Source organism: Pseudomonas sp. RIT357 (genome assembly GCF_000632245.1).
Classification (GTDB): Bacteria; Pseudomonadota; Gammaproteobacteria; order Pseudomonadales; family Pseudomonadaceae; genus Aquipseudomonas; species Aquipseudomonas sivasensis.
Map to the genome: position 1 here is coordinate 210,824 of NZ_JFYX01000045.1, position 24,150 is coordinate 234,973.

General features: G+C 61.1%; 19 protein-coding genes. 10 read left to right on the plus strand and 9 right to left on the minus strand.

Going from position 1 to position 24,150, the window contains the following annotated elements:
* The 10 genes from nuoE to nuoN all read left to right on the plus strand — a co-directional run bounded on the left by nuoE (window position 1) and on the right by nuoN (window position 11,997).
* Window positions 1-498, plus strand: coding sequence for an NADH-quinone oxidoreductase subunit NuoE (gene nuoE, locus BW43_RS06690; protein WP_003174721.1), 498 nt, complete (start codon window positions 1-3; stop codon window positions 496-498).
* Window positions 495-1,850 (plus strand): NADH-quinone oxidoreductase subunit NuoF, encoded by a 1,356-nt coding sequence (gene nuoF / locus BW43_RS06685; RefSeq protein ID WP_003174722.1) that lies wholly within the window; start codon window positions 495-497, stop codon window positions 1,848-1,850. Before nuoE ends, nuoF begins: the two co-directional genes overlap by 4 nt.
* A 135-nt stretch (window positions 1,851-1,985) precedes the next feature.
* The gene (nuoG, locus tag BW43_RS06680) at window positions 1,986-4,700 is read left to right on the plus strand and encodes an NADH-quinone oxidoreductase subunit NuoG (protein ID WP_032889693.1); all 2,715 of its coding nucleotides are present in this window, start codon (window positions 1,986-1,988) and stop codon (window positions 4,698-4,700) included.
* The gene (gene nuoH, locus BW43_RS06675) at window positions 4,697-5,704 is read left to right on the plus strand and encodes an NADH-quinone oxidoreductase subunit NuoH (protein ID WP_003174724.1); all 1,008 of its coding nucleotides are present in this window, start codon (window positions 4,697-4,699) and stop codon (window positions 5,702-5,704) included. Before nuoG ends, nuoH begins: the two co-directional genes overlap by 4 nt.
* An 11-nt stretch (window positions 5,705-5,715) precedes the next feature.
* Window positions 5,716-6,264, plus strand: a complete 549-nt coding sequence (nuoI, locus tag BW43_RS06670; protein ID WP_003174725.1) for an NADH-quinone oxidoreductase subunit NuoI — start codon at window positions 5,716-5,718, stop codon at window positions 6,262-6,264.
* Between the two features lie 9 nt (window positions 6,265-6,273).
* Complete coding sequence (gene nuoJ / locus BW43_RS06665; protein WP_032889695.1) at window positions 6,274-6,777, plus strand: NADH-quinone oxidoreductase subunit J; 504 nt, start codon at window positions 6,274-6,276, stop codon at window positions 6,775-6,777.
* A 2-nt stretch (window positions 6,778-6,779) separates the two neighbouring features.
* On the plus strand, window positions 6,780-7,088 hold the full coding sequence (gene nuoK, locus BW43_RS06660; RefSeq protein WP_003174727.1) for an NADH-quinone oxidoreductase subunit NuoK: 309 nt from the start codon (window positions 6,780-6,782) through the stop codon (window positions 7,086-7,088).
* Entirely contained in the window at window positions 7,085-8,938 is a 1,854-nt protein-coding gene (gene nuoL, locus BW43_RS06655) for an NADH-quinone oxidoreductase subunit L (RefSeq protein WP_032889698.1), read from the plus strand. The genes nuoK and nuoL overlap by 4 nt, the downstream gene beginning before the upstream one ends.
* A gap of 55 nt (window positions 8,939-8,993) precedes the next feature.
* Window positions 8,994-10,526 carry an NADH-quinone oxidoreductase subunit M gene (nuoM, locus tag BW43_RS06650; RefSeq protein ID WP_017527174.1) on the plus strand — a complete coding sequence of 511 codons (1,533 nt, stop codon included), beginning with the start codon at window positions 8,994-8,996 and terminating at the stop codon, window positions 10,524-10,526.
* 7 nt (window positions 10,527-10,533) lie between these two features.
* A complete protein-coding gene (gene nuoN / locus BW43_RS06645) occupies window positions 10,534-11,997 on the plus strand; it encodes an NADH-quinone oxidoreductase subunit NuoN (protein WP_003174731.1) in 1,464 nt (487 codons plus the stop codon).
* A gap of 83 nt (window positions 11,998-12,080) precedes the next feature.
* On the opposite strand, the gene tssK is transcribed toward nuoN, so the two are convergent.
* The 9 genes from tssK to tssB all read right to left on the minus strand — a co-directional run bounded on the left by tssK (window position 12,081) and on the right by tssB (window position 24,130).
* Window positions 12,081-13,427 (minus strand): type VI secretion system baseplate subunit TssK, encoded by a 1,347-nt coding sequence (gene tssK / locus BW43_RS06640; protein ID WP_032889699.1) that lies wholly within the window; start codon window positions 13,425-13,427, stop codon window positions 12,081-12,083.
* Between the two features lie 51 nt (window positions 13,428-13,478).
* On the minus strand, window positions 13,479-15,440 hold the full coding sequence (locus BW43_RS06635; protein WP_032889700.1) for a type VI secretion system Vgr family protein: 1,962 nt from the start codon (window positions 15,438-15,440) through the stop codon (window positions 13,479-13,481).
* 5 nt (window positions 15,441-15,445) lie between these two features.
* On the minus strand, window positions 15,446-18,085 hold the full coding sequence (gene tssH / locus BW43_RS06630) for a type VI secretion system ATPase TssH (RefSeq protein WP_032889702.1): 2,640 nt from the start codon (window positions 18,083-18,085) through the stop codon (window positions 15,446-15,448).
* On the minus strand, window positions 18,078-19,097 hold the full coding sequence (gene tssG / locus BW43_RS06625) for a type VI secretion system baseplate subunit TssG (protein ID WP_032889704.1): 1,020 nt from the start codon (window positions 19,095-19,097) through the stop codon (window positions 18,078-18,080). Before tssG ends, tssH begins: the two co-directional genes overlap by 8 nt.
* A complete protein-coding gene (gene tssF, locus BW43_RS06620) occupies window positions 19,082-20,959 on the minus strand; it encodes a type VI secretion system baseplate subunit TssF (protein WP_032889706.1) in 1,878 nt (625 codons plus the stop codon). The genes tssG and tssF overlap by 16 nt, the downstream gene beginning before the upstream one ends.
* Complete coding sequence (gene tssE, locus BW43_RS06615) at window positions 20,956-21,474, minus strand: type VI secretion system baseplate subunit TssE (RefSeq protein WP_032889708.1); 519 nt, start codon at window positions 21,472-21,474, stop codon at window positions 20,956-20,958. The genes tssF and tssE overlap by 4 nt, the downstream gene beginning before the upstream one ends.
* 63 nt (window positions 21,475-21,537) lie before the next feature.
* Window positions 21,538-22,020 carry a type VI secretion system tube protein Hcp gene (locus BW43_RS06610; protein ID WP_032889711.1) on the minus strand — a complete coding sequence of 161 codons (483 nt, stop codon included), beginning with the start codon at window positions 22,018-22,020 and terminating at the stop codon, window positions 21,538-21,540.
* A 30-nt stretch (window positions 22,021-22,050) separates the two neighbouring features.
* The gene (tssC, locus tag BW43_RS06605) at window positions 22,051-23,550 is read right to left on the minus strand and encodes a type VI secretion system contractile sheath large subunit (RefSeq protein WP_032889713.1); all 1,500 of its coding nucleotides are present in this window, start codon (window positions 23,548-23,550) and stop codon (window positions 22,051-22,053) included.
* Between the two features lie 79 nt (window positions 23,551-23,629).
* A complete protein-coding gene (gene tssB / locus BW43_RS06600) occupies window positions 23,630-24,130 on the minus strand; it encodes a type VI secretion system contractile sheath small subunit (protein WP_032889715.1) in 501 nt (166 codons plus the stop codon).
* Between the last annotated feature and the right edge of the window lie 20 nt (window positions 24,131-24,150).

Genomic DNA, 24,150 nt, shown 5'->3' on the forward strand with positions numbered 1-24,150 from the left:
ATGAACAGCACGCTTATCCAGACAGACCGTTTCACCCTGAGTGAAACCGAGCGCTCGGCCATCGAGCACGAGCTGCATCACTACGAAGACCCGCGCGCGGCGTCGATCGAAGCCCTGAAGATCGTTCAGAAGGAACGTGGCTGGGTGCCGGACGGCGCCCTCTACGCCATCGGCGAGATTCTCGGCATCCCTGCCAGCGACGTTGAAGGCGTGGCTACGTTCTACAGCCAGATCTTCCGCCAACCGGTGGGCCGTCACATCATTCGTGTGTGCGACAGCATGGTCTGCTACATCGGTGGTCACGAATCCGTGGTCAGCGAGATCCAGAACAAACTGGGCATCGGCCTGGGCCAAACCACTCCGGACGGCCGCTTCACGCTGCTGCCGGTGTGCTGCCTGGGCAACTGCGACAAGGCGCCGGCGTTGATGATCGACGACGACACATTCGGTGACGTGCAGCCTGCTGGCGTGACCCAATTGCTTGAGGGCTACCCATGACCCTTACATCTTTCGGCCCCGCCAACCTGATCAAGCGTTCGCCTGAGACCCATCCTCTCACCTGGCGCCTGCGTGACGATGCCGAGCCGGTATGGCTCGACGAGTACCAGGCCAAGAACGGCTACGCCGCTGCGCGCAAAGCCTTTGCCGACATGGCCCAGGACGACATCGTCCAGACCGTGAAAGACGCCGGCCTCAAAGGCCGCGGCGGTGCAGGCTTCCCCACGGGCGTGAAGTGGGGCCTGATGCCCAAGGACGAGTCCATCAACATCCGCTACCTGCTGTGCAACGCGGATGAAATGGAGCCGAACACCTGGAAAGACCGCATGCTGATGGAGCAACTGCCCCATTTGCTGATCGAAGGCATGCTGATCAGTGCCCGCGCGCTGAAAACCTATCGTGGCTATATCTTCCTGCGTGGCGAATACACCACCGCCGCCAAGCACCTCAACCGTGCCGTGGAAGAAGCCAAGGCTGCTGGCCTGTTGGGCAAGAACATCCTGGGTTCCGGCTTTGATTTCGAACTGTTCGTGCACACCGGCGCCGGGCGTTACATCTGCGGTGAAGAAACCGCACTGATCAACTCCCTCGAAGGGCGCCGCGCCAACCCGCGCTCCAAGCCACCCTTCCCCGCTGCCGTGGGCGTATGGGGCAAGCCAACCTGCGTCAACAACGTTGAGACCCTGTGCAACGTGCCGGCGATCATCGCCGACGGCGTGGACTGGTACAAATCGTTGGCCCGTGAAGGCAGCGAAGACATGGGCACCAAGCTCATGGGCTTCTCCGGCAAGGTCAAGAATCCTGGCTTGTGGGAGCTGCCATTCGGCGTTACCGCACGCGAGCTTTTCGAGGACTACGCCGGCGGCATGCGCGACGGCTACACCTTGAAGGCCTGGCAGCCAGGCGGCGCTGGTACCGGTTTCCTGTTGCCCGAGCACCTCGACGCACAAATGTATGCCGGCGGCATCGGCAAGGTGGGCACCCGGATGGGTACTGGCCTGGCGATGGCGGTGGACAACACCGTGAACATGGTCTCGCTGCTGCGCAACATGGAGCAGTTCTTTGCCCGTGAATCCTGTGGCTTCTGCACCCCATGCCGCGACGGTCTGCCGTGGAGCGTCAAGCTGCTGATGGCCCTGGAAAATGGCGAAGGCCGTGAGGGTGACATCGAGACCCTGTTGGGTCTGGTCGGTTTCCTCGGCCCAGGCAAGACCTTCTGTGCTCACGCACCGGGCGCCGTGGAGCCATTGGGCAGCGCAATCAAATACTTCCGCTCGGAGTTCGAAGCCGGTATTGCGCCTACCAGCGCCGCCGTCCCGCCTCTGGCAAGGCCGATCGTAGTCGGCGCGTAACGCTTTAAAAGGCGAAGGGTCCGTGCCCTTCGTCTTCTCATGGGCTGACGCCGTAAAGGCTGTGTTGATGCCCATGAATAACAAGATTCCATTAGCCACGCCCGCTGACAACGGGCCAACGAAGAACTTTGAACCATGGCCACTATCCACGTAGACGGCAAAGCGCTCGAAGTCGATGGGGCGGACAACCTGTTACAGGCATGTCTGTCACTAGGCCTCGACATCCCGTATTTCTGCTGGCACCCCGCACTCGGTAGCGTCGGTGCCTGTCGCCAGTGTGCGGTCAAGCAATACACCGACGAGAACGACACCCGTGGTCGTATCGTCATGTCCTGCATGACCCCAGCCACCGACAACACCTGGATCTCCATCGAAGATGAAGAATCCAAGGCGTTCCGCGCCAGCGTTGTCGAATGGCTGATGACCAACCACCCCCACGACTGCCCAGTCTGTGAGGAAGGCGGTCACTGCCACTTGCAAGACATGACGGTGATGACCGGCCACAACGAACGCCGTTATCGCTTCACCAAGCGTACCCACCAGAACCAGGACCTCGGCCCGTTCATTTCCCACGAGATGAACCGCTGCATCGCCTGCTACCGGTGCGTACGTTTCTATAAAGACTACGCTGGCGGCACCGACCTTGGTGTCTTCGGCGCCCACGACAACGTGTACTTCGGTCGCGTTGAAGACGGCGTGCTCGAAAGCGAGTTCTCCGGCAACCTCACTGAGGTCTGCCCGACCGGTGTGTTCACCGACAAGACCCACTCCGAGCGCTACAACCGTAAGTGGGACATGCAATTCGCCCCGAGCATCTGCCACGGTTGCTCCAGCGGTTGCAACATTTCCCCGGGCGAACGCTACGGCGAACTGCGTCGTATCGAAAACCGCTTCAACGGTTCGGTCAACCAGTACTTCCTGTGCGACCGTGGCCGTTTCGGCTATGGCTACGTCAACCGCAAGGATCGCCCGCGCCAACCACTGCTGGCCGACGGCACTAAGCTGAGCCTGGACGACGCGCTGGATAAAGCCGCCGACCTGCTGCGCGGTCGTAATATCGTCGGTATCGGTTCGCCTCGCGCCAGCCTCGAAAGCAACTACGCGTTGCGCGAACTGGTCGGTGCCGAGCACTTCTACTCCGGCATCGAAGCTGGTGAGCTGGAACGCATCCGTCTGGTCCTGCAAGTGCTGAACGACAGCCCGCTGCCAGTGCCGAACATGCGCGACATCGAAGACCACGATGCCATCTTCGTGCTCGGTGAAGACCTGACCCAGACCGCCGCGCGTATCGCGCTGTCCCTGCGTCAGTCGGTCAAAGGCAAGGCTGAAGAGATGGCCGACGCCATGCGCGTACAGCCATGGCTGGACGCTGCGGTGAAAAACATTGGCCAGCACGCGCTGAACCCGCTGTTTATCGCCAGCATCGCTGAAACCAAGCTCGACGACATCGCCGAAGAATGCGTCCACGCTGCACCGGACGACCTCGCCCGCATCGGTTTCGCCGTGGCCCACGCCCTGGACGCCAGCGCGCCTGCCGTCGAAGGCCTGGACACAGAAGCCGTCGAATTGGCCCAACGCATTGCCGACGCCCTGCTGGCAGCCAAGCGTCCATTGATCATTGCCGGTACCTCGCTGGGTTCCAAAGCATTGATCGAAGCCGCCGCCAACATCGCCAAGGCCTTGAAGCTGCGCGACAAGAACGGCTCCATCAGCCTGGTCGTGCCGGAAGCCAACAGCCTAGGCTTGGCCATGCTGGGTGGTGAGTCCCTGGACGCTGGCCTGCAAGCCGTGATCGACGGCAACGCCGACGCCATGGTGGTGCTGGAAAACGACCTGTACACACGCACCGACGCCGCCAAGGTTGACGCTGCACTGAACGCCGCCAAAGTTCTGATCGTGGCCGACCACCAGAAGACCGCCACCAGCGACCGCGCTCAGTTGGTATTGCCAGCGGCGAGCTTTGCCGAAGGCGACGGTACCCTGGTCAGCCAGGAAGGCCGCGCCCAGCGCTTCTTCCAGGTATTCGATCCGAAGTACATGGACGCCAGCATCCTGGTTCACGAAGGCTGGCGCTGGCTGCATGCCCTGCGCGCGACCCTGTTGAACCAACCGATCGATTGGACCCAACTGGACCACGTGACCGCAGCCGTCGCCGGCAGCACACCGCAGCTTGCGCGTATCGTCGATGCCGCACCGTCCGCCGCGTTCCGCATCAAGGGCATGAAATTGGCCCGTGAACCGCTGCGTTACTCCGGTCGTACCGCCATGCGCGCCGACATCAGCGTGCACGAACCGCGTACCCCACAAGACAACGACACCGCGTTCGCCTTCTCCATGGAAGGTTACTCGGGGTCAGTCGAGCCGCGTCAGCAGGTGCCGTTTGCCTGGTCGCCGGGCTGGAACTCGCCACAAGCCTGGAACAAGTTCCAGGACGAAGTCGGTGGTCACATCCGCGCTGGCGACCCAGGCACCCGCCTGATCGAAAGCACCGGTGACTCGCTGAACTGGTTCGCAGCAGTACCGCGCCCGTTCAACCCGGCCCAGGGCACTTGGCAAGTTGTGCCGTTCTTCCATCTGTTCGGCAGCGAAGAGAACTCTTCCAAGGCCGCGCCGGTGCAAAGCCGCATCCCAGAAGCGTACGTGTCCGTGGCCAAGTCCGAAGCCGACCGTCTCGGCGTCAACGACGGTGCCGTGCTCAGCCTGAACGTGGCCGGCCAGACTCTGCGTCTGCCGCTGCGTATCAACGAAGCGTTGGGTGCTGGCCTGGTTGCACTGCCTAAAGGCCTCGCCGGCATTCCGCCTGCGATCTTTGGCAAAACCGTTGACGGTCTGCAGGAGGCAGCGCAATGACCTGGTTCACCCCTGAAGTGATCGACGTGATCATCTCGGTCGTCAAGGCCATCGTGATCCTGTTGGCCGTGGTCGTTGCGGGCGCCCTGCTCAGCTTCGTCGAACGTCGCCTGCTGGGCTGGTGGCAGGACCGTTACGGTCCGAACCGCGTTGGCCCATTCGGCATGTTCCAGATCGCTGCCGACATGCTGAAAATGTTCTTCAAGGAAGACTGGACCCCACCGTTTGCCGACAAGGTGATCTTCACCCTGGCGCCGGTCGTGGCCATGAGCGCCTTGCTGATTGCCTTCGCGATCATCCCGATCACCCCGACCTGGGGCGTGGCGGACCTGAACATCGGCTTGCTGTTCTTCTTCGCCATGGCCGGTCTGTCGGTCTACGCGGTGTTGTTCGCCGGTTGGTCGAGTAACAACAAGTTCGCCCTGCTGGGCAGCTTGCGTGCCTCGGCGCAGACCGTGTCCTACGAAGTGTTCATGGGCCTGGCGCTGATGGGCATCGTGGTGCAGGTCGGCTCGTTCAACATGCGCGACATCGTCGAGTACCAGGCGCAGAACCTGTGGTTCATCATTCCGCAGTTCTTCGGCTTCTGTACTTTCTTCATCGCTGGCGTCGCCGTGACTCACCGTCACCCGTTCGACCAGCCTGAAGCAGAACAGGAACTGGCCGACGGTTACCACATTGAATATGCCGGCATGAAATGGGGCATGTTCTTCGTCGGTGAGTACATCGGCATCATCTTGATCTCTGCCCTGCTGGTGACGCTGTTCTTCGGCGGCTGGCACGGTCCGTTCGGCATCCTGCCGCAGTTGGCGTTCTTCTGGTTCTTCCTGAAGACCGCGTTCTTCATCATGTTGTTTATCCTGCTGCGCGCTTCCATTCCGCGTCCACGATACGACCAGGTGATGGATTTCAGCTGGCGCTTCTGCCTGCCACTGACCCTGATCAATTTGCTGGTGACTGCTGCCGTTGTGTTGTTGAACACGCCAGCGGCCGCGGTTCAGTGAGGATTTGACCCATGTTCAAATATATTGGCGACATCGTTAAGGGTACCGGTACCCAGTTGCGAAGCCTGGTGATGGTATTCGGTCACGGTTTCCGCAAACGCGACACCCTGCAATACCCGGAAGAAGCGGTGTACCTGCCGCCGCGCTATCGCGGCCGTATCGTGCTGACCCGCGACCCCGATGGCGAAGAGCGTTGCGTAGCCTGCAACCTGTGCGCCGTAGCGTGCCCGGTGGGTTGCATCTCCCTGCAGAAAGCTGAAACCGAAGACGGTCGCTGGTACCCGGACTTCTTCCGCATCAACTTCTCGCGCTGCATTTTCTGCGGCCTCTGCGAGGAAGCTTGCCCGACCACCGCAATCCAGCTGACACCGGATTTCGAGATGGCCGAGTTCAAACGTCAGGACCTGGTGTACGAGAAAGAAGATCTGCTGATCTCTGGTCCCGGTAAAAACCCTGATTACAACTTCTATCGTGTTGCAGGTATGGCCGTTGCCGGTAAGCCGAAAGGCGCCGCACAAAACGAAGCCGAGCCGATCAACGTGAAGAGCTTGCTGCCTTAAGGAAGAAAGATGGAATTCGCTTTCTATTTCGCATCGGGTATTGCAGTGGTGTCCACGCTTCGTGTGATCACCAACACTAACCCCGTGCACGCCCTGCTCTACCTGATCATTTCGCTGATCGCCGTGGCCATGACGTTCTTCAGCCTCGGCGCACCGTTCGCCGGTGTGCTCGAAGTGATCGCCTACGCCGGCGCCATCATGGTGCTGTTCGTGTTTGTGGTGATGATGCTCAACCTGGGGCCGGCTTCGGTCGCCCAGGAACGCGTCTGGCTCAAGCCCGGCATCTGGCTCGGCCCGGTTGTCCTCGCAGCGCTGCTGCTGGGTGAGCTGCTGTATGTGCTGTTCGCTCACCAGAGCGGCCAGGCCATCGGCCACACCACCGTAGACGCGAAAGCCGTGGGCATCAGCCAGTTCGGCCCGTACCTGCTGGTGGTCGAACTGGCTTCGATGCTGCTGCTCGCGGCAGCCATCACCGCCTTCCACTTGGGCCGCAACGAAGCCAAGGAGCAATGACGATGCCTGCTATCCCTTTGGAGCATGGTCTGGCGGTCGCCGGCATCCTGTTCTGCCTTGGCCTGGTCGGCCTGATGGTTCGCCGTAACATTCTGTTCGTGTTGATGAGCCTGGAAATCATGATGAACGCTGCGGCACTGGCGTTCATCGTTGCAGGTGCACGTTGGGGCCAGCCCGATGGACAAGTCATGTTCATCCTGGTGATCAGCCTGGCAGCCGCCGAGGCCAGTATCGGCCTGGCGATCCTGCTGCAACTGTATCGTCGCTTCCACACGCTTGATATCGACGCTGCCAGTGAGATGCGCGGATGAACATGATCTTTCTGACTTTCGTATTTCCCCTGATCGGTTTCCTGCTGCTGTCGTTCTCCCGTGGACGCTGGTCGGAAAACCTCTCGGCCCTGATCGGCGTGGGTTCCATTGGCCTGTCGGCCATCGTGGCCGCCTACGTCATCTGGCAATTCAACGTAGCGCCGCCGGAAGGTGGTCACTACACCCTGGTGCTGTGGCAGTGGATGTCGGTGGAAGGCTTCAAGCCTAACTTCGCCCTCTACGTCGACGGCCTGTCGATCACCATGCTCGGCGTGGTCGTCGGCGTGGGCTTCCTGATCCACCTGTTCGCGTCCTGGTACATGCGCGGTGAAGCGGGCTACTCGCGCTTCTTCTCGTACACCAACCTGTTTATCGCCAGCATGCTGTTCCTGGTGCTCGGCGATAACCTGTTGTTCCTGTACTTCGGCTGGGAAGGCGTGGGCCTGTGCTCGTATCTGTTGATCGGTTTCTACTACAGCAACCGCAACAACGGTAACGCGGCACTCAAGGCATTTATCGTTACCCGCATCGGCGACGTGTTCATGGCCATCGGCCTGTTCATCCTGTTCCAACAGGTGGGCACGCTGAACATCCAGGAACTGCTGGTGCTGGCACCACAGAAATTCCAGGTCGGCGACTTCTGGATCACTCTGGCGACCCTGATGCTGCTGGGTGGCGCCGTGGGTAAATCCGCGCAACTGCCGCTGCAAACCTGGCTGGCGGATGCGATGGCCGGTCCTACCCCAGTGTCGGCACTGATCCACGCCGCTACGATGGTAACTGCGGGTGTCTACCTGATCGCCCGTACCCACGGCCTGTTCACCCTCGCGCCGGACATCCTGCACCTGGTGGGCATCGTCGGCGGCGTGACCCTGGTGCTGGCCGGCTTTGCCGCGCTGGTGCAGACCGACATCAAGCGTATCCTCGCCTACTCGACCATGAGCCAGATCGGCTACATGTTCCTGGCCCTGGGCGTTGGCGCCTGGGACGCGGCGATCTTCCACCTGATGACTCACGCTTTCTTCAAGGCCCTGCTGTTCCTTGCCTCTGGTGCGGTGATCGTTGCCTGCCACCACGAGCAGAACATCTTCAAGATGGGCGGCCTGTGGAAGAAACTGCCGCTGGCCTACGCCAGCTTCATCGTCGGTGGTGCAGCCCTGGCCGCACTGCCACTGGTGACCGCCGGTTTCTACTCGAAAGACGAAATCCTCTGGGAAGCCTTTGCCAGCGGTAACCAGAACCTGCTCTACGCAGGCCTGGTGGGTGCGTTCATGACCTCGCTGTACACCTTCCGCCTGATCTTCATCACGTTCCACGGTGAAGCCAAGACCGAAGCGCACGCAGGTCACGGCATCTCCCACTGGTTGCCACTGTCGGTGCTGATCGTGCTGTCGACCTTCGTCGGCGCCCTGATCACCCCGCCGCTGGCCGGTGTACTGCCGGAAAGCGCCGGCCATGCCGGTGGCGCCGCCAAGCACAGCCTGGAAATCGCCTCGGGCGCCATTGCCATCGCGGGTATCCTGCTGGCCGCGCTGTTGTTCCTCGGCAAGCGTCGCTTCGTGACGGCCGTGGCCAACAGTGGCATCGGCCGCTTCCTGTCGGCCTGGTGGTTCGCCGCCTGGGGCTTCGACTGGATCTACGACAAACTGTTCGTCAAGCCTTACCTGGCTATCAGCCATGTACTGCGCAAAGACCCGCTCGACCAGACCATCGGTTTGATCCCGCGCGCCGCCAAGGCCGGTCACACCGCCCTGAGCCGCAGCGAGACCGGCCAACTGCGTTGGTATGCAGCGTCCATGGCGGTCGGTGCCGTGCTGGTGATCGCCGCCATCGTTGTCGTGGCGGTCTGACCATGTCTATGTACATTGCGAACTTTGCAAACTTGCGAAAGGAAACGAGCCTGTCATGATTCTGCCCTGGCTAATCCTGATCCCCTTCATCGGCGGCCTGCTCTGCTGGATGGGTGAACGCTTCGGCGCCACCCTCCCCCGCTGGATTGCGTTGCTGACCATGTCCCTGGAACTCGCACTCGGCCTCTGGCTGTGGGCCCACGGTGACTATTCATTCGCTCCGGCACCGGGTGTCGATCCGACTTTCGCGCTTGAATTCAAGCACGTGTGGATCCAGCGCTTCGGCATCAACGTGCACCTGGCCCTCGATGGCCTGTCGCTGTTGATGATCCTGCTGACCGGCCTGCTGGGTATCCTCTCGGTACTCTGCTCCTGGAAAGAGATCCAGCGTCACGTGGGCTTCTTCCACCTGAACCTGATGTGGATCCTGGGCGGCGTTGTCGGCGTGTTCCTCGCCCTCGACCTGTTCATGTTCTTCTTCTTCTGGGAAATGATGCTGGTGCCGATGTACTTCCTCATCGCGCTCTGGGGTCACAGTTCTTCGGACGGCAAGAAAACCCGGATCTACGCGGCGACCAAGTTCTTCATCTTCACCCAGGCTTCCGGCCTGATCATGTTGGTGGCGATCCTGGGTCTGGTACTGGTCAACTTCAACAGCACAGGCGTGATTACGTTCAACTACGCCGACCTGTTGAAAACCAAGATGTCCCTGACCACCGAGTACATCCTGATGCTGGGCTTCTTCATCGCGTTCGCGGTGAAGCTGCCGGTGGTGCCGTTCCACTCCTGGCTGCCTGACGCTCACGCCCAGGCACCGACCGCAGGTTCCGTTGACCTGGCCGGCATCCTGCTGAAAACCGCTGCCTATGGCCTGCTGCGTTTCGCGCTGCCGCTGTTCCCGAACGCCTCGGCGGAGTTCGCGCCGATTGCCATGACCCTGGGTCTGATCGGGATCTTCTACGGTGCGTTCCTGGCGTTCGCGCAAACCGACATCAAGCGTCTGATTGCCTTCTCGTCCGTTTCCCACATGGGCTTCGTACTGATCGGCATCTACTCCGGCAGCCAACTGGCGTTGCAAGGTGCAGTGATCCAGATGTTGGCGCACGGTGTTTCCGCCGCTGCACTCTTTATCCTGAGTGGCCAGTTGTACGAGCGCCTGCACACCCGTGACATGCGTGAGATGGGCGGCGTGTGGTCGCGCATCGCGTACCTGCCGGCGATCAGCCTGTTCTTTGCCGCTGCCTCGTTGGGCTTGCCGGGTACCGGCAACTTCATCGGCGAGTTCCTGATCCTGATGGGTGCCTTCGTGCAAACGCCTTGGATCAGCGCCATTGCTACTTCCGGCCTGGTATTCGGTTCGGTCTACTCGCTGATCATGATCCACCGCGCCTACTTCGGCCCGGCCAAGTCCGACACCGTCCTGAAAGGGATGGATGCTCGCGAACTGATCATGGTGCTCGGCCTTGCGGTGCTGCTGATCTACATCGGCGTGTACCCGCAACCGTTCCTGGACACTTCTGCCGCAACGATGCATGGCGTGCAGCAGTGGTTCGGCACCGCCTTCTCTCAACTCGCTTCGGCCCGGTAAGAGCGCTATGGAATTCACGATCCAACACTTTATCGCGCTTGCGCCGCTGCTGATTACCAGCCTCACCATCGTGGTGGTGATGCTGGCAATCGCCTGGCGCCGCAATCACTCACAAACGTTCCTGCTGTCCTGTGCCGGTTTGAACCTGGCCTTGCTGTCGATTATCCCGGCACTCAAGGTCGCGCCACTGGCGGTGACCCCGCTGATGATGGTCGATGACTTCGCGCTGCTGTATATCGCGCTGATCCTCGTCGCCACCCTCGCCTGCGTCACCCTCGCCCACGCCTACCTCGGCGAAGGCGGCACCGGCTACCCAGGCAATCGCGAAGAGCTGTACCTGCTGATCCTGCTGGCTGCGGCCGGCGGTATCGTGCTGGTCAGCGCACAGCACCTGGCCGGCTTGTTCATCGGCCTGGAACTGCTGTCGATCCCGACCTACGGCCTGGTGGCATACGCCTTCTTCAACAAGCGCTCCCTGGAAGCCGGCATCAAGTACATGGTGCTGTCGGCGGCCGGTTCCGCGTTCCTGTTGTTCGGTATGGCCCTGCTCTACGCCGAAGCCGGCAGCCTGAGCTTCACCGGTATCGGCCACGCACTGGCTGCCACCAACAGCCCGGCGCCGATTGCCCAACTGGGCCTGGCGATGATGCTGATCGGCCTGGCATTCAAGCTGTCGCTGGTGCCGTTCCACCTGTGGACCCCAGACGTGTACGAAGGCGCCCCGGCGCCGGTGGCTGCGTTCCTGGCTACCGCGTCCAAGGTTGCTGTGTTTGCCGTGATGGTGCGTCTGTTCCAGATCTCGCCTGCTGCCAATACCGGCGTGCTGAGCAACGTGCTGACCGTGATCGCCATCGCGTCGATCCTGTTCGGTAACCTGCTGGCCCTGACCCAGAACAACCTCAAGCGTCTGCTGGGTTACTCGTCCATCGCTCACTTCGGCTACCTGCTGATCGCCCTGGTGGCGAGCAAAGGCCTGGCCGTGGAAGCCATCGGCGTTTACCTGGTCACCTACGTGATCACCAGCCTCGGCGCCTTCGGTGTAATTACGCTGATGTCCTCGCCGTACAAAGGCCGTGACGCTGACGCCCTGTACGAGTATCGCGGCCTGTTCTGGCGCCGCCCGTACCTGACCGCCGTACTGACCGTGATGATGCTGTCCCTGGCCGGTATCCCGCTGACCGCGGGTTTCATCGGCAAGTTCTACATCGTCGCTACCGGTGTAGAAGCCCACGAGTGGTGGCTGGTTGCGTCCCTGGTACTGGGCAGCGCTATCGGCGTGTTCTACTACCTGCGCGTGATGGTCACCCTGTACCTGATCGAGCCAAACCTGCGCCGTGTGGATGCCGAGCTGCATTGGGAACAGAAGGCAGGCGGCGTGATGCTGCTGGCCATCGCCCTGCTCGCGTTCTTCCTGGGCGTGTACCCACAACCGTTGCTCACCCTGGTGCAGCACGCGGTACTGGGCGTTTGATCGCTTAGCGGGATGCAGTAAACAAAACGGCGCCTTCGGGCGCCGTTTTGCGTTTCTGGATGCCCTGCAACAGGGCGTTCACCTCACTCGTTTTGGGCCAAATCGCGGATGGCCCAAAATTGCATATCCAACCCAGGAAACCCGGCGGGTACATGGATCGCAAAACCGCTCGACTGGCTCAACAGTTGCCAATACTCGCTGCTGCGATCAAGTTCGAAATACGTGCAGCCCGCATAGAACGGCAATTGCCGTGGGGCTGCCGGCAAAGGCCGCAGGCCAACACCCGGCAGTTGCAGGTTGACCAGGTCGCGGATTTTCTCCATCGAGCCGATCTTGACCTGGGAGGGGAAACTGCTGCGCACGCTGTCGGCCGCCATTTGAGCCTGAACCACCAGGATGAAGGTGGCCGAGGCCAGTAACGCCCGGTCCGGCAGCACGGCCACACGGATGCCGTATTGGCGCTCTTCCAAGGGAATAGCGATGGCCCGCGTATCCATCACGGTCGAGAGCATCCGACGGAGTTCAAGCATCACCGGAGCAAACGTTTCTGCCAGGGCCGTATGGCGATACACCGGGTAGGCAGGCGTGCGCTTATCGTCGCGGCTAAACGTTGCCAGCTCACCGGCCAGGGCCGAGAGGTCGCGATAAAGTTGCTCGGGATGCAGGCCGCTCATGGTCGATAAATGGCGCATCAGCGGCAGGCTGCGATTGAGCACCTGCAGCTGCAGGATATCGGCAATGTCCGCTGCACCACTGCCATCGAGCCGGGCCACGCGTGAGGCCGTGGCTTCGCCCCGCTGCTGCACCAGCCCTGCGACCTCATCGACCATCGCCTTGAGGCATTCGGCCGCCCGGATATCCAGACAGGGCGGGCAGTAGCCGCGATCAAGCACCACACAGTTGTCGGCGCGCTTTTCCACCACGTGGGCGATACCCAGTGAGGTGTAGGCATCGGCCACGTCGCCCTCAAAGGCCAGACGCACGCGCAACTTGCCGACACTCATCAGCGCACTGCTGTCCAGTCCATTACTGTCCCAGACTTCGTATTCAGCGCTGCGAAGTCGGGCGAAATTTTCGATACTGGGGTTGTCGTCAACCTCCGGGATCCCGGGACGTAAGCTCGGTAATGCCAACACCACGGTCAGGTCGCGCGCATCATCGGGGATGGTCAGGGGCGGCGGCATTTCATCATCGAATGGCAGGCCGACAGGCGTTCCATCCGGGAATATACCGCTGTATGAAAGCAACGATACCTTGCCCAGAGCCAGTTGCTGCGGGTCAATGTCCAACGCCGAAAAGCCCCAGCCATACGCACGCAACGCCGTGACCCGTGCCTCCAGCTGGGTTTGCAGGAAACGGTCATGTTGTTGCAGATGCTGAGGCTGCAACAACATGCCTTCGGACCAAACCACTTTGTGTTTCCAGGACATTAAGTTCTTCCAATATGGGCAACGGTAGAAGCAGACAGAGCCGACAACGGCTTACTTGCCATCGTCGGCCTCCTTGGGCGGCAGCGGCACACCCGCAGGCCCGGTGGCCGCTGCCAATGCCGCGGCGGTGGCAGCGGTTGCGGCCTGAGGCAAGGGCACAGGCATGGCCGAAGCGAGAATCGAACCTGGAGAAAAGGTCATAAAGGCCCCGCCGACCTTCAAGGTGATGCTCGCGCCGGCTTCGATCACCACGTTCGCCCCGCCCTTGATATGCACATCGGTACCGGCGGTAACACCCGTCTTCATGGCGCCCTCGATAATCATCTCGCTGCCGGCGCTCATCGACACCGCACCGCTGGTTTTTTCATTGCGGTTGCCGTCCACAGAGGAATGACGATCACCGCCGACCTTCTCGCGCAGGTCCTGGTCGATTCTGGAGTGACGGTCGCCGCCTACCCAGTCCAGGGCGTCCTTGAGCACTCGCTGGTCGAAGTTTTTCTGGGCGTGCAGGAACACCTGCTCCGAACCCTTCTTGTCCTCGAAGCGCAGTTCGTTGTAGCCACCACCGCCCTTTGAAGAATGGGTCTTGAGGGTCGAGCGGGTGGCATTTTCTGGCAGTGCATAGGGCGGCAGCGATTCCGCGTTATAGACGCTGCCGGTGACCAGCGGCTGGTCGGGGTCGCCGTCGAGAAAGCTGACCACCACTTCCTGGCCGATACGCGGGATATGCAGGCTGCCCCAACGCTTGCCGGCCCAGCCCTGGGCTACTCGGACCCAACATGAGCTGTTTTCGTCGCCCTTGCCCTCGCGGTCCCAGTGGAACTGCACCTTGATCCGTCCGTATTTGTCGGTCCAGATGTCTTCGCCCTGTTTGCCCACCACCTTGGCGGTCTGCGGACCGTGCATCCGTGGCTTGGGCGATACGCAAGGTGCTCGAAATGGCTGCTGGTGCGGCATGGCCACGAACTCGCAAGTCAGCACGGGCGCGGGCTCGGTCGGTGGCGTCGGCTCATAGGTGTCTAACGACAACGTGTAACGCGCTTCCAGCAGCAAACACTGCGCGTTCTGTTCACTGCGCGGGTGCTCGGCCAAGGTCATCAACGCTCCCGGGAACAGCCCCCGGGCACGAGTGGCACCGCTGATCCGACCGGCGCCGGTCTGCAGCGATTCAATCAAGGTGCGGGCATAGGTTTCGCCCTGTTTGCGCTCGGTGTATCGACCCGGATAGTCGTAACGTTCGTGACGAGACTGCGGGTAGTCACCAGGCATGGCCGACTTGACCATCAGATTGACGCTGGGTTTTTCGAAGTCGAAGTCCTTCAGGGTATAGCCGCCCGGCGCCACCTCGCCGCTCATGTGCCAGGCGTAGATCACCTCGCTTTCGCGCAGGGCGTGATCCTGGGACGGCATGTAGCGCAGTTGGGCATAGCCCGGCGCCGGCGAATGCGCGCCGCAGGAATCGGCAAGTACCAAGGTATGACGGCCAGCAGCGCTTTTGAAGAAGTAGTAAATACCTTCCTGCTCCATCAGCCGGCTGACAAAGTTGAAATCGCTCTCGCGGTATTGCACGCAATAGTTAAGTGCCGCGTAGTCCGCACTCAAGCCCGAGGTGTCGACATCGGCAATGCTGTAAGGCGCGAACACCTGGTTGAGGATCTGCGGCACGCTCAGGCCCTGGAAAATACGGCAGTCGCTGGCCAGTGTCAGGAACCACAACCACGGCCTCAACACCGCTTTGCACGTGGTATAGCGCCCTTGACGACCGGTTATGGAGAAGTGGCTCACATGCCCGCTGAAGTAACGACTACCGCCCTTGGGCACGTCCACCGCAATGCTCATCGGCGTAGCGAGCAAGTCGTTGATGTCCAGGTCGGCGCGTTCGCTGTACAGCTCCACCTCGTATTCACTGAGACGAGACAGCCCCTCGAATGCCTGCATGCTGCGAAACAGCAGCACATCGTCGCCGAGCACACTGCTGACCTGAATGTCACGATGCATTTGACTGGTTGCCATAGGGACTACCTCGCGGACTCGGAAAAGACATAGGCAAACTCGCCGTATTCCACGCTGACCCCAACCTGGCTGGCCGGGATGCCCTGTAACAGACGATCGAGGAACTCGCGGCTGATTGCTGGCAGCAAGCAGTTGGTCAGGATTGAGTCAATCATCCGCCCACCACTTTCCAGCTCGGTGCAGCGGCTGGCAATCAACTGCACCACTTCATCGCTGTACGTGAAGGGAATCTTGTGGCTGTCAGCGATGCGCTGTCTGATCCGCTCCAGTTGCAGGCGGATGATGCGGTCGAGCATGGCGTCGCTGAGGGGGTAATACGGGATCACCACGAGGCGTCCGAGCAAAGCCGGCGGGAAGACCTCCAGCAACGGCTCACGCAAGGCTTTTGCGAGGGCTTGCGGTTCTGGCATTGCCAGCGGGTCACGGCACTGGCGGGCGATCAGGTCAGTGCCGACGTTGGTGGTCAGCAGGATCAGGGTGTGCTTGAAGTCGATGACTCGCCCCTCACCATCTTCCATCCAGCCCTTGTCGAACACCTGAAAAAACAGTTCGTGCACATCCGAGTGCGCCTTCTCCACTTCGTCCAGCAGCACCACGCTGTAAGGCTTGCGCCGTACTGCTTCGGTGAGCACGCCGCCTTCGCCGTAGCCCACGTAACCAGGCGGCGCGCCCTTGAGGGTGGAGACGCTGTGGGCTTCCTGGTATTCGCTCATATTGAGGGTAATGACGTTCTGCTCGCCGCCATACAACGCCTCGGCCAGGGCCAGGGCCGTCTCGGTCTTACCCACCCCGGAGGTACCGGCGAGCATGAACACCCCCACCGGTTTGCCCGGATTGTCGAGGCCCGCGCGGGAGGTTTGGATACGTCGCGAGATCATCTCCAGCCCATGATCCTGACCGATAATGCGCTGGCCCAAACGGTCTGCCAGGTGCAACACGTTCTCGATTTCATTCTTGACCATGCGACCTACGGGGATGCCGGTCCAGTCCTGTACTACCGCCGCGACGGCCTGTTCGTCGACGTTGACCAGGACCAACGGAGTCTCGCCTTGCAGCAGCGCCAATTGTTCCTGTAATTGACGCAGTTCCAACCGGCCCGCTTCAGGTTCATCGGCATCCACATCGACCAACCGGCTACGCAGACGCAAGATCTGCATGACCAGCGCCAGCTCGCTGTGCCAGCGGCTGCCAAGGACCTTCAGGCGCTCGCGCTCGGTCGCCAGCAACGCATCGACCGATGCACAACGACTTGAGGTTTGCGCCCCCATGGCGCGTTCACGCTGGATGATCGCCTGCTCGGTTTCCAGGCATTCGATACGCCGGCGGCTGTCATCGACTTCCGCCGGGGTGGCGTGCAGGCTGATGGCGACGCGGGCGCACGCGGTGTCGATCAGGCTCACCGCCTTGTCCGGTAACTGGCGCGCCGGGATATAGCGATTGGACAAACGCACGGCCGCTTCCAGCGCCGAATCGAGGATCTGCACCTGATGGTGCTCCTGCAGGCTGAAGGCAAGACCGCGCAGCATCAGCAGCGCACGACTTTCATCAGGCTCATCGACCTGCACCGTCTGAAAGCGCCGGCTAAGGGCCGGATCTTTTTCGATGTGTTTTTTGTACTCGGCAAACGTGGTTGCGCCCAAGGTACGCAAGGTGCCACGGGCCAGGGCTGGCTTGAGCAGATTAGCCGCATCGCCGGTACCCGCGGCGCCACCTGCGCCGACCAGGGTGTGGGTTTCATCGATAAACAGCACCACCGGTTTGACGCTGGCTTGAACCTCATCGATGACCGAGCGCAGGCGCTGTTCAAACTCACCTTTCATGCTCGCACCGGCCTGCAACAGGCCGACATCAAGGGCCAGCAATTGTACGTCCCGCAGGCTAGGCGGCACGTCGCCACGGGCGATGCGCTGGGCGAATCCTTCCGCCACAGCAGTTTTGCCCACGCCCGCCTCGCCCACCAGCAGCGGGTTGTTCTGGCGACGGCGCATCAGGATATCGATGACCTGCCGGATCTCTTCATCGCGTCCGACGATAGGGTCCATCGTGTTTCGCCGCGCCTGCTCGGTCAGGTCGACAGTGAAGCGCTTCAGGCCTTCCTGACGGTCGGGCGCCAGTGCACCGACAGCCTCACCCGGCACCTGGTACCCATCGCTGGCCGTCATACGGGCCTCGGGCGAATCCTTGAGCAACGCGCCAAACTGCTCACTGAGGTCGTCGGTCCTGACGTTGTTGAACTCCCGGGACACACCATACAAACCATTACGCAATGCCGGAGTTTTCAGCATCGCCAGCAGCAAATGGCCAGAACGCACCTGGGACTCACCCAGCATCAGGGTCGCGTAGACCCAGGCACGCTCCACGGTTTCCTCGACCTGCGAGGACAGGTCCGTCACCGAGGTCGAGCCCCTAGGCAAACGATCCAGGGCGGCAGTGAGGTCCCGGTCCAACACCACCGGATCAATGCCGTAATGGCGGACCAGGCGCAACAGGTCCGAATCGGTCAATTGCAACAACTGCTGCAACCAGTGCACCAGCTCGACATAGGGATTGCCGCGCAGTTTGCAGAACACAGTGCTGCTTTCAATCGCCCGGTAGCACAGGCTGTTGAGCTTGCCGAAAAGCGCGACGCGACTGATATCAGCCATGGGCAGTTCCTTGAGAAGAAAATGAGGGTCGAGGCTTGATCAGCAATTGCCGATCATCCCGCTGGGGCGCTCTGCTGCTCAGCCAACTGGTCCAGCCCAATGACGTGGACCCCAGGCGCAAGCGAGGCCGGTGTTCTTTCTTGACGATCAGGTTGACGTCCCAGTCCATCGCCATGCCGACGTACTGACGCACCCAATCCTGCACCCGTTGCAGGCTGTCGCCACCGGGCAGCAAACGGCGGGTTTGTGTCAGGTCCAGAGGGCCAATCAGCAGGCGAAACTTGTGTTGGGCATTCCAGACTTTACGGCCCATAACCGTGGCCTGGCCGAGTACCACCGCGTCCGGACCGCTGCGCAAGGTGCACAGCCCGTCACGGGGCAGGGTCATCCAGTGGCCGACAAATTGCTCGACCTCTACGGGAACGCCAAGGTAGTCGCCAAGCAAGGCGGCCAGGCCTTCGGCATTGCGTGTTTGCGGTCCCAGGCGACCGGCGAAATGCAGCTTGGCGAGGTCAACCACGCCGTCGCGCGCCTGCAGCGACGGTAGGCCAATACCGAGCAATGATCCCAGGTAGTTGGCAAAGCGGTCCGCCCCCGGACGGTCCAGACTCACCGTTGGCTGGGCACTGGCCCAGGCGCGATAGAACAGGCTGATCATGCGGTGATGAAACACGTCGCAAAATGCCGCCAGCGTAGGGTCGTTGAGGTTGCGTTGACGGTCGCGAATGTATTCGGTGAGGTGAATCGGCAACGGGCCATTGGCGCCCATCAGGCCGAAGAAATTGAGCAGCAGTTTAGGCGTGTCGCCGGGTATGAGGCCCGCAATCATTGCCGGCTCAAACGCCAGCGAGGAATGCTGGCCGAAACGCACCGCCTCGTCCGCCGGGCGCGTGGCCTCGCCGATGCGCGGCAGGTGCGCAAAAGCGCATTCCAACTGGCGCAATGCCGCGTAGAAATCAAACCGACCCGGATGCGCTTCAAGCTCGCTGAGCAGGCTCAGAGGATCTCGCATCTGCCCACCCGCGCAGGCCACTGCATGATCACGCCGCGTGACGCGCTCACGATCCGCGTCTCGGTGAATGAGTTGAGCGACACGTACTTGGCGAAAAACTGTTCCAGCACCGAGCCCAATACACAGACGCCTGCACCCTCGAACGCAGACTCATCCACGCTCACACTGATCTGCAAACCTCGCCCATAGGTGACGGGTCCAGACAATGGCAGGCGCCGCACGATGCTCTGCGCAGTCACCGAACGCACGCCTTCGATCTGTTTATGTGCAACGGCATCGTCGACGCGGCAATACAGGCGCAACATGTCACGCAAGGCTACAGCGCCCTGCTCCGTGTCCTGGTCCAGCAGTGACAGGTAGTTAAGGGACAAATGGCTGACCAGACGCCATGCGGTATCGCCTTCGGCATACGACGGCGCGGGCACCGTGGGCCCTGCCACGCAACGTACCGACTGCACCGGCGCAGCGGATTGGACGCTGAAGTCGGTGCTGCCACTGCCCACCGGCATGCTCAGCACCAGGTCGCGGTTGCTGCACAGGGCGTCGATGCCCAATTGGCGCAGGTCGCTGCGGTGAGGAGCCTGCTCGCCGTCCACCAGCGACACGAATACCTCGCTGCCCCCATAACTGGAGCGCGGGCCTCGGCTGCGCTGCTGTTCGGACAAAACCCGCGTGTCGCGCCGTACCTGGTAGTACGCACGCGGCGGCGTGCGTCCCTGCAGGTCGTTGGCGCGGTAGAAGGGTTCGAATGTCTGACTGGCCTCGGCGCCACTGCCGTAACCGGTCACCCCTTCAATTTCGTAGATCTCGTAGTCCATTGACCGTGTGCGGTCGGGGCTCACATGGTATTCAGAGCGCTGTTCATCCAGGTGCACACGCTCGGTGCGCATCGGGAACAGGTTGATCGCCGGCGTGCAATACAGCGCGAAATTGGCGGCACTGAGGCTTTGCTCAAGTAACGGGTCTGCCGTCTTGAACAACACGATCAGCTCCAGTTGCTCGGCGGTGCAGCGGCTGACACTGCTCGCCAACCCCACCACGTCGACGAACATGAAGCGTTGCGGCAAGGCGAAGTATTCCTGCAACAAGCGATAACCCTGGAACGAACGCGGCCCGATGGGCAGCAAGGCTTCGCTGTCGCTATAGCCCACACTGCGAATCGCACTGCTGGGCAGCAGCTGATGCCAGTCCCCAGACGCTTGCATGGGCATGACTAGCACACCCGCCACTTGGGCCAACAGCTGTTCAAGAACCCGCGCGGGCGTGCCGTCCCCGCCACGGATATGCAGCCGCAGGGTGTCGAGGGCCAGGTCGCTGAAAGCCAGGCCAGCCCCGACGCTCAAGCGCAGGCGCAACGCGGCCTTGACTGCGCCGAGACGTGACAGGTCAACCCCGGCCACCTGCGTGCTGCAGGCGAAATAGCGCGCCTCGACCAACTCCACCGGCCACAGGGTTACCTCATGGGCAGTGCGAAATTCGCAGGCGGTCTGGTCCCCCTTGCCCAACTGGCTGTGCAATGCCGTGTGGCGTGGCACCTTGAAGCCGGCGGCCAAGCTGCCCTCGCCCATGTCCGGGTGCAGTTGCACCACCGCCATCGATGGCGTTGGCGCCAAGTAGTGTGGGTAGATCAGTTCCAGCAGGTGATGGGTAAATTGTGGGAATTGAGCATCAATCTTCAGTTGCACCCGTGCGGCGAGAAAGCTGAAACCTTCCAACAGCCGTTCAACATAGGGGTCGGCACAGGCGTAGGTTTCCAGCCCCAGGCGGCCGGCAACCTTGGGGTAGTCGCGGGCGAATTCACCGCCAACTTCCCGCAGATGCGCCAGCTCACGCTCGTAATAGCGCAGCAGTTTTGCGTTCAACGCACGTCCCTTGTCTCAATATCGAAGATCCGCGCCTCGCCTGCTTCCAGGTCGAGTTCGGTCTTCAGGTACAGGCGCTCGGGCAACGGTTGGCCCCAGAGTTCGCCATGAATTTCAAAGGTCATCTGGTTGGGACTGAGGGTTGCACCCGAGGAGGCAACCGGCACGACACGCAGGCTTTCGCGCAAAATCCGCGGTTCGAAATCCCAGATCGCCTGGCGAATGCGGCGTCCCAACGCTTCGCGGTCCAGGCCGGCAGCCGTCTTTCCCGCGAGATCGGGCAGCCCGAAATTGAGCACTGATTGTCCCGCCAACGGACACTTCCTCAGGTCGCGAAAGCTGCCCAGACTGGTGCTGTTGAGCAGCCACCCCAAATCGCGTAATACCGCCTTGCGCAAGCGGCGCATGGACAACACGCGCTTGTCGCGAGGCTCGAAAACCTGCGCGGTGTCGTCATCACTCAAGCGATCGAGCAAGGACGGTTGCAAACGTTCGAGACTGGTTAGTTCAGCCATGCGCTGAGGCCTCCATCGACAGGACGGCGGGCGGGCGAACCCACCCACCGTCGGGCATCCGAATCAGATCTTCTGATTCTTTTCCAAGTCCCACTTCTTCGGCGTACCGGTGATTACCGTGTCACCGTTGAAGGCGTCATAGGCGTAGCTGATGGTGGTGAAGTTGATCGAAAGGGTTTCGGCCGGCCGATCGCCAGTGCTGCTGGCGGAGTAAGCACTGATAATCGCGCCGCCCAGGATGATCTTAAGAAACACTTGCTGTTTTTTGTCCGCGCCGCCCGTATGGACAAAGTGGATCTCGGCATCGCCCAGGCTCTTGCCGCACACAGCCTGCATAAACAGATCGGCCGAGGCCACGTCGGCCAGTTTGGTCACGGAAATTTCCGAGAACGAAGGGTTGCTGGTGTCACGGTCAGCACCGCCGCCACTGGAGGAAATCGCTCGGAAAACCCCCATTTGGATAGCGTCGAGGGTGATCCAGTCTTTGTGACCGTCGACGGTGGAAGTGCCTTTGATTGGGGTGCCTTTAAAGTTCAGCAGGATCATGGTGAGTACCTTTCAGGTTGAACAACGGGGTTATGACGCTTGGGTTGAAGGCAGCCTGGAGACCAACCGCAAGGACACGGTCAAGCCTTCAAGCTGGTAGTGCGGACGCAGGAAAAACTTGGCGCTGTAGTAACCGGGGTTGCCTTCGATTTCTTCCACCACGACCTCGGCCCCCGCCAGCGGCTTACGCGCTTTATCGGCATCGGTCGCGGTGGCCGGGTTGTGCTCCACGTAGCGGCCAACCCAGTTGTTGAGCCAGGTCTGCATATCGTCGCGCTCTTTGAATGAACCGATCTTGTCGCGCACGATGCACTTCAAGTAGTGAGCAAAACGGCACGTGGCAAACAGGTACGGCAGACGCGCTGCCAAGTTGGCGTTGGCGCTGGCATCCGGGTCGTCGTACTCCGCCGGTTTGTGCAGGGACTGAGCGCCGATGAAGGCCGCCAGATCGCTGTTTTTTTTGTGCACCAGGGGCATGAAGCCGTTCTTGGCCAGCTCGGCTTCGCGCCGGTCGCTGATGGCGATCTCGGTCGGGCAGGTCATGTCCACACCGCCGTCGTCAGTCGGGAAGGTATGCACCGGCAAGCCCTCCACGACGCCGCCGGATTCGATGCCGCGAATTTGCGAACACCAGCCATAGTGTTTGAACGAACGGTTGATATTCACGGCCATGGCGTAAGCCGCGTTGGCCCAAGTGAAATCCTTGGCGTCGGCGGCGTCAGTGGTTTCTTCAAAATCGAAGTCTTCCACCGGATTGGACTTGGCACCGTAAGGGGCACGGGCCAGGAAACGCGGCATGGCCAGGCCCACGTAGCGTGAGTCTTCACTGGCGCGCAAACTGCGCCACGCCGCGTGCTCCGGGGTCTGGAAAATTTTGGTCAGGTCACGTGGGTTGGCCAGTTCCTGCCAGGACTCCATAAGCATCACGCTGGGGTCAGCGGCGGTGATCAGCGGGCAGTGCGCGGCGGCACTGACACGGGCGATCTGGGTCAACAGCTCGACGTCCGGCGCACTGTTGTTGAAGTAGTAGTCAGCGACAAAGGCGCCATAGGGCTCGCCACCGAACTGGCCGTATTCCTCTTCATACAGCTTCTTGAAAATCGGGCTCTGGTCCCAGGCCACTCCTTTGAACTTGCGCAGAGTCTTATGCACTTCGTGCTTGGAAATGTTCATCACCCGAATCTTCAGGGACTCGTCGGTCTCGGTGTTACTGACCAGGTAATGCAAGCCGCGCCAGGCGCTTTCCACGGCCTGGAACTCCTCATGGTGGAGGATATGGTTGACCTGTTCGGTGAGCTTTTGGTCGAGGCTGGCGATCAGGCCTTCAATCGTGCCGAGCACGTCATGGGACATCACCTGCGTGCCTTGCAGCGCTTGTTCCGCCAGGGTGCGCACGGCGGATTCCACGGCGTCCCTGGCTTTGTCGGTCTTGGGCTTGAATTCTTTTTGCAGCAGGCTGGCGAAGTCACCGGCGTCGAATGCCGTGGCCGGAGCTCCCTGTTCGGGTTGTTCCGATTGCGTAGTGGACATGACGGTATCCTTGAATTATGGGCAACAGCGTCCCCATACCGGGGCAAACGAGGCGCCGGCAGAGACCACGGTCATTCAGTTAGTCGGGTTGTTGGGGGGCCGCGCACAGGGCCTGCATCACACTCGGATCGCTGAGCACTTTGGCTAGCAATTCTTCGGCCCCTACCTTGCCGTCCATATAGGTCAGCAGATTCGACAGCTGGCGGCGCGCGGCCAACAACTGATTAAGGCTGGGCACCTTGTTGGCGATTGCACCTGGGGAAAAGTCGTCCATGCTCTCAAAGGTGATCTCCACCGGCAGGTTGCCCTCGCCCGTCAGGGTATTGGGCACCTGGAATGCCACACGGGGCTTCATGGACTTGAGGCGTTCGTCAAAGTTGTCCACATCGACTTCCAGAAACTTGCGCTCGGCTACCGGCGGCAAAGGCTCGGCCGGTTTGCCGGAAAGGTCTGAAAACACGCCCATCACGAAGGGTAACTGCACGGTTTTTTCCGCGCCGTAGATCTCCACGTCGTATTCGATCTGGACGCGCGGCGCACGATTGCGGGCGATAAACTTCTGGCTACTTTCTTTGGCCACGGAACTGGCTCCGGTGAGTG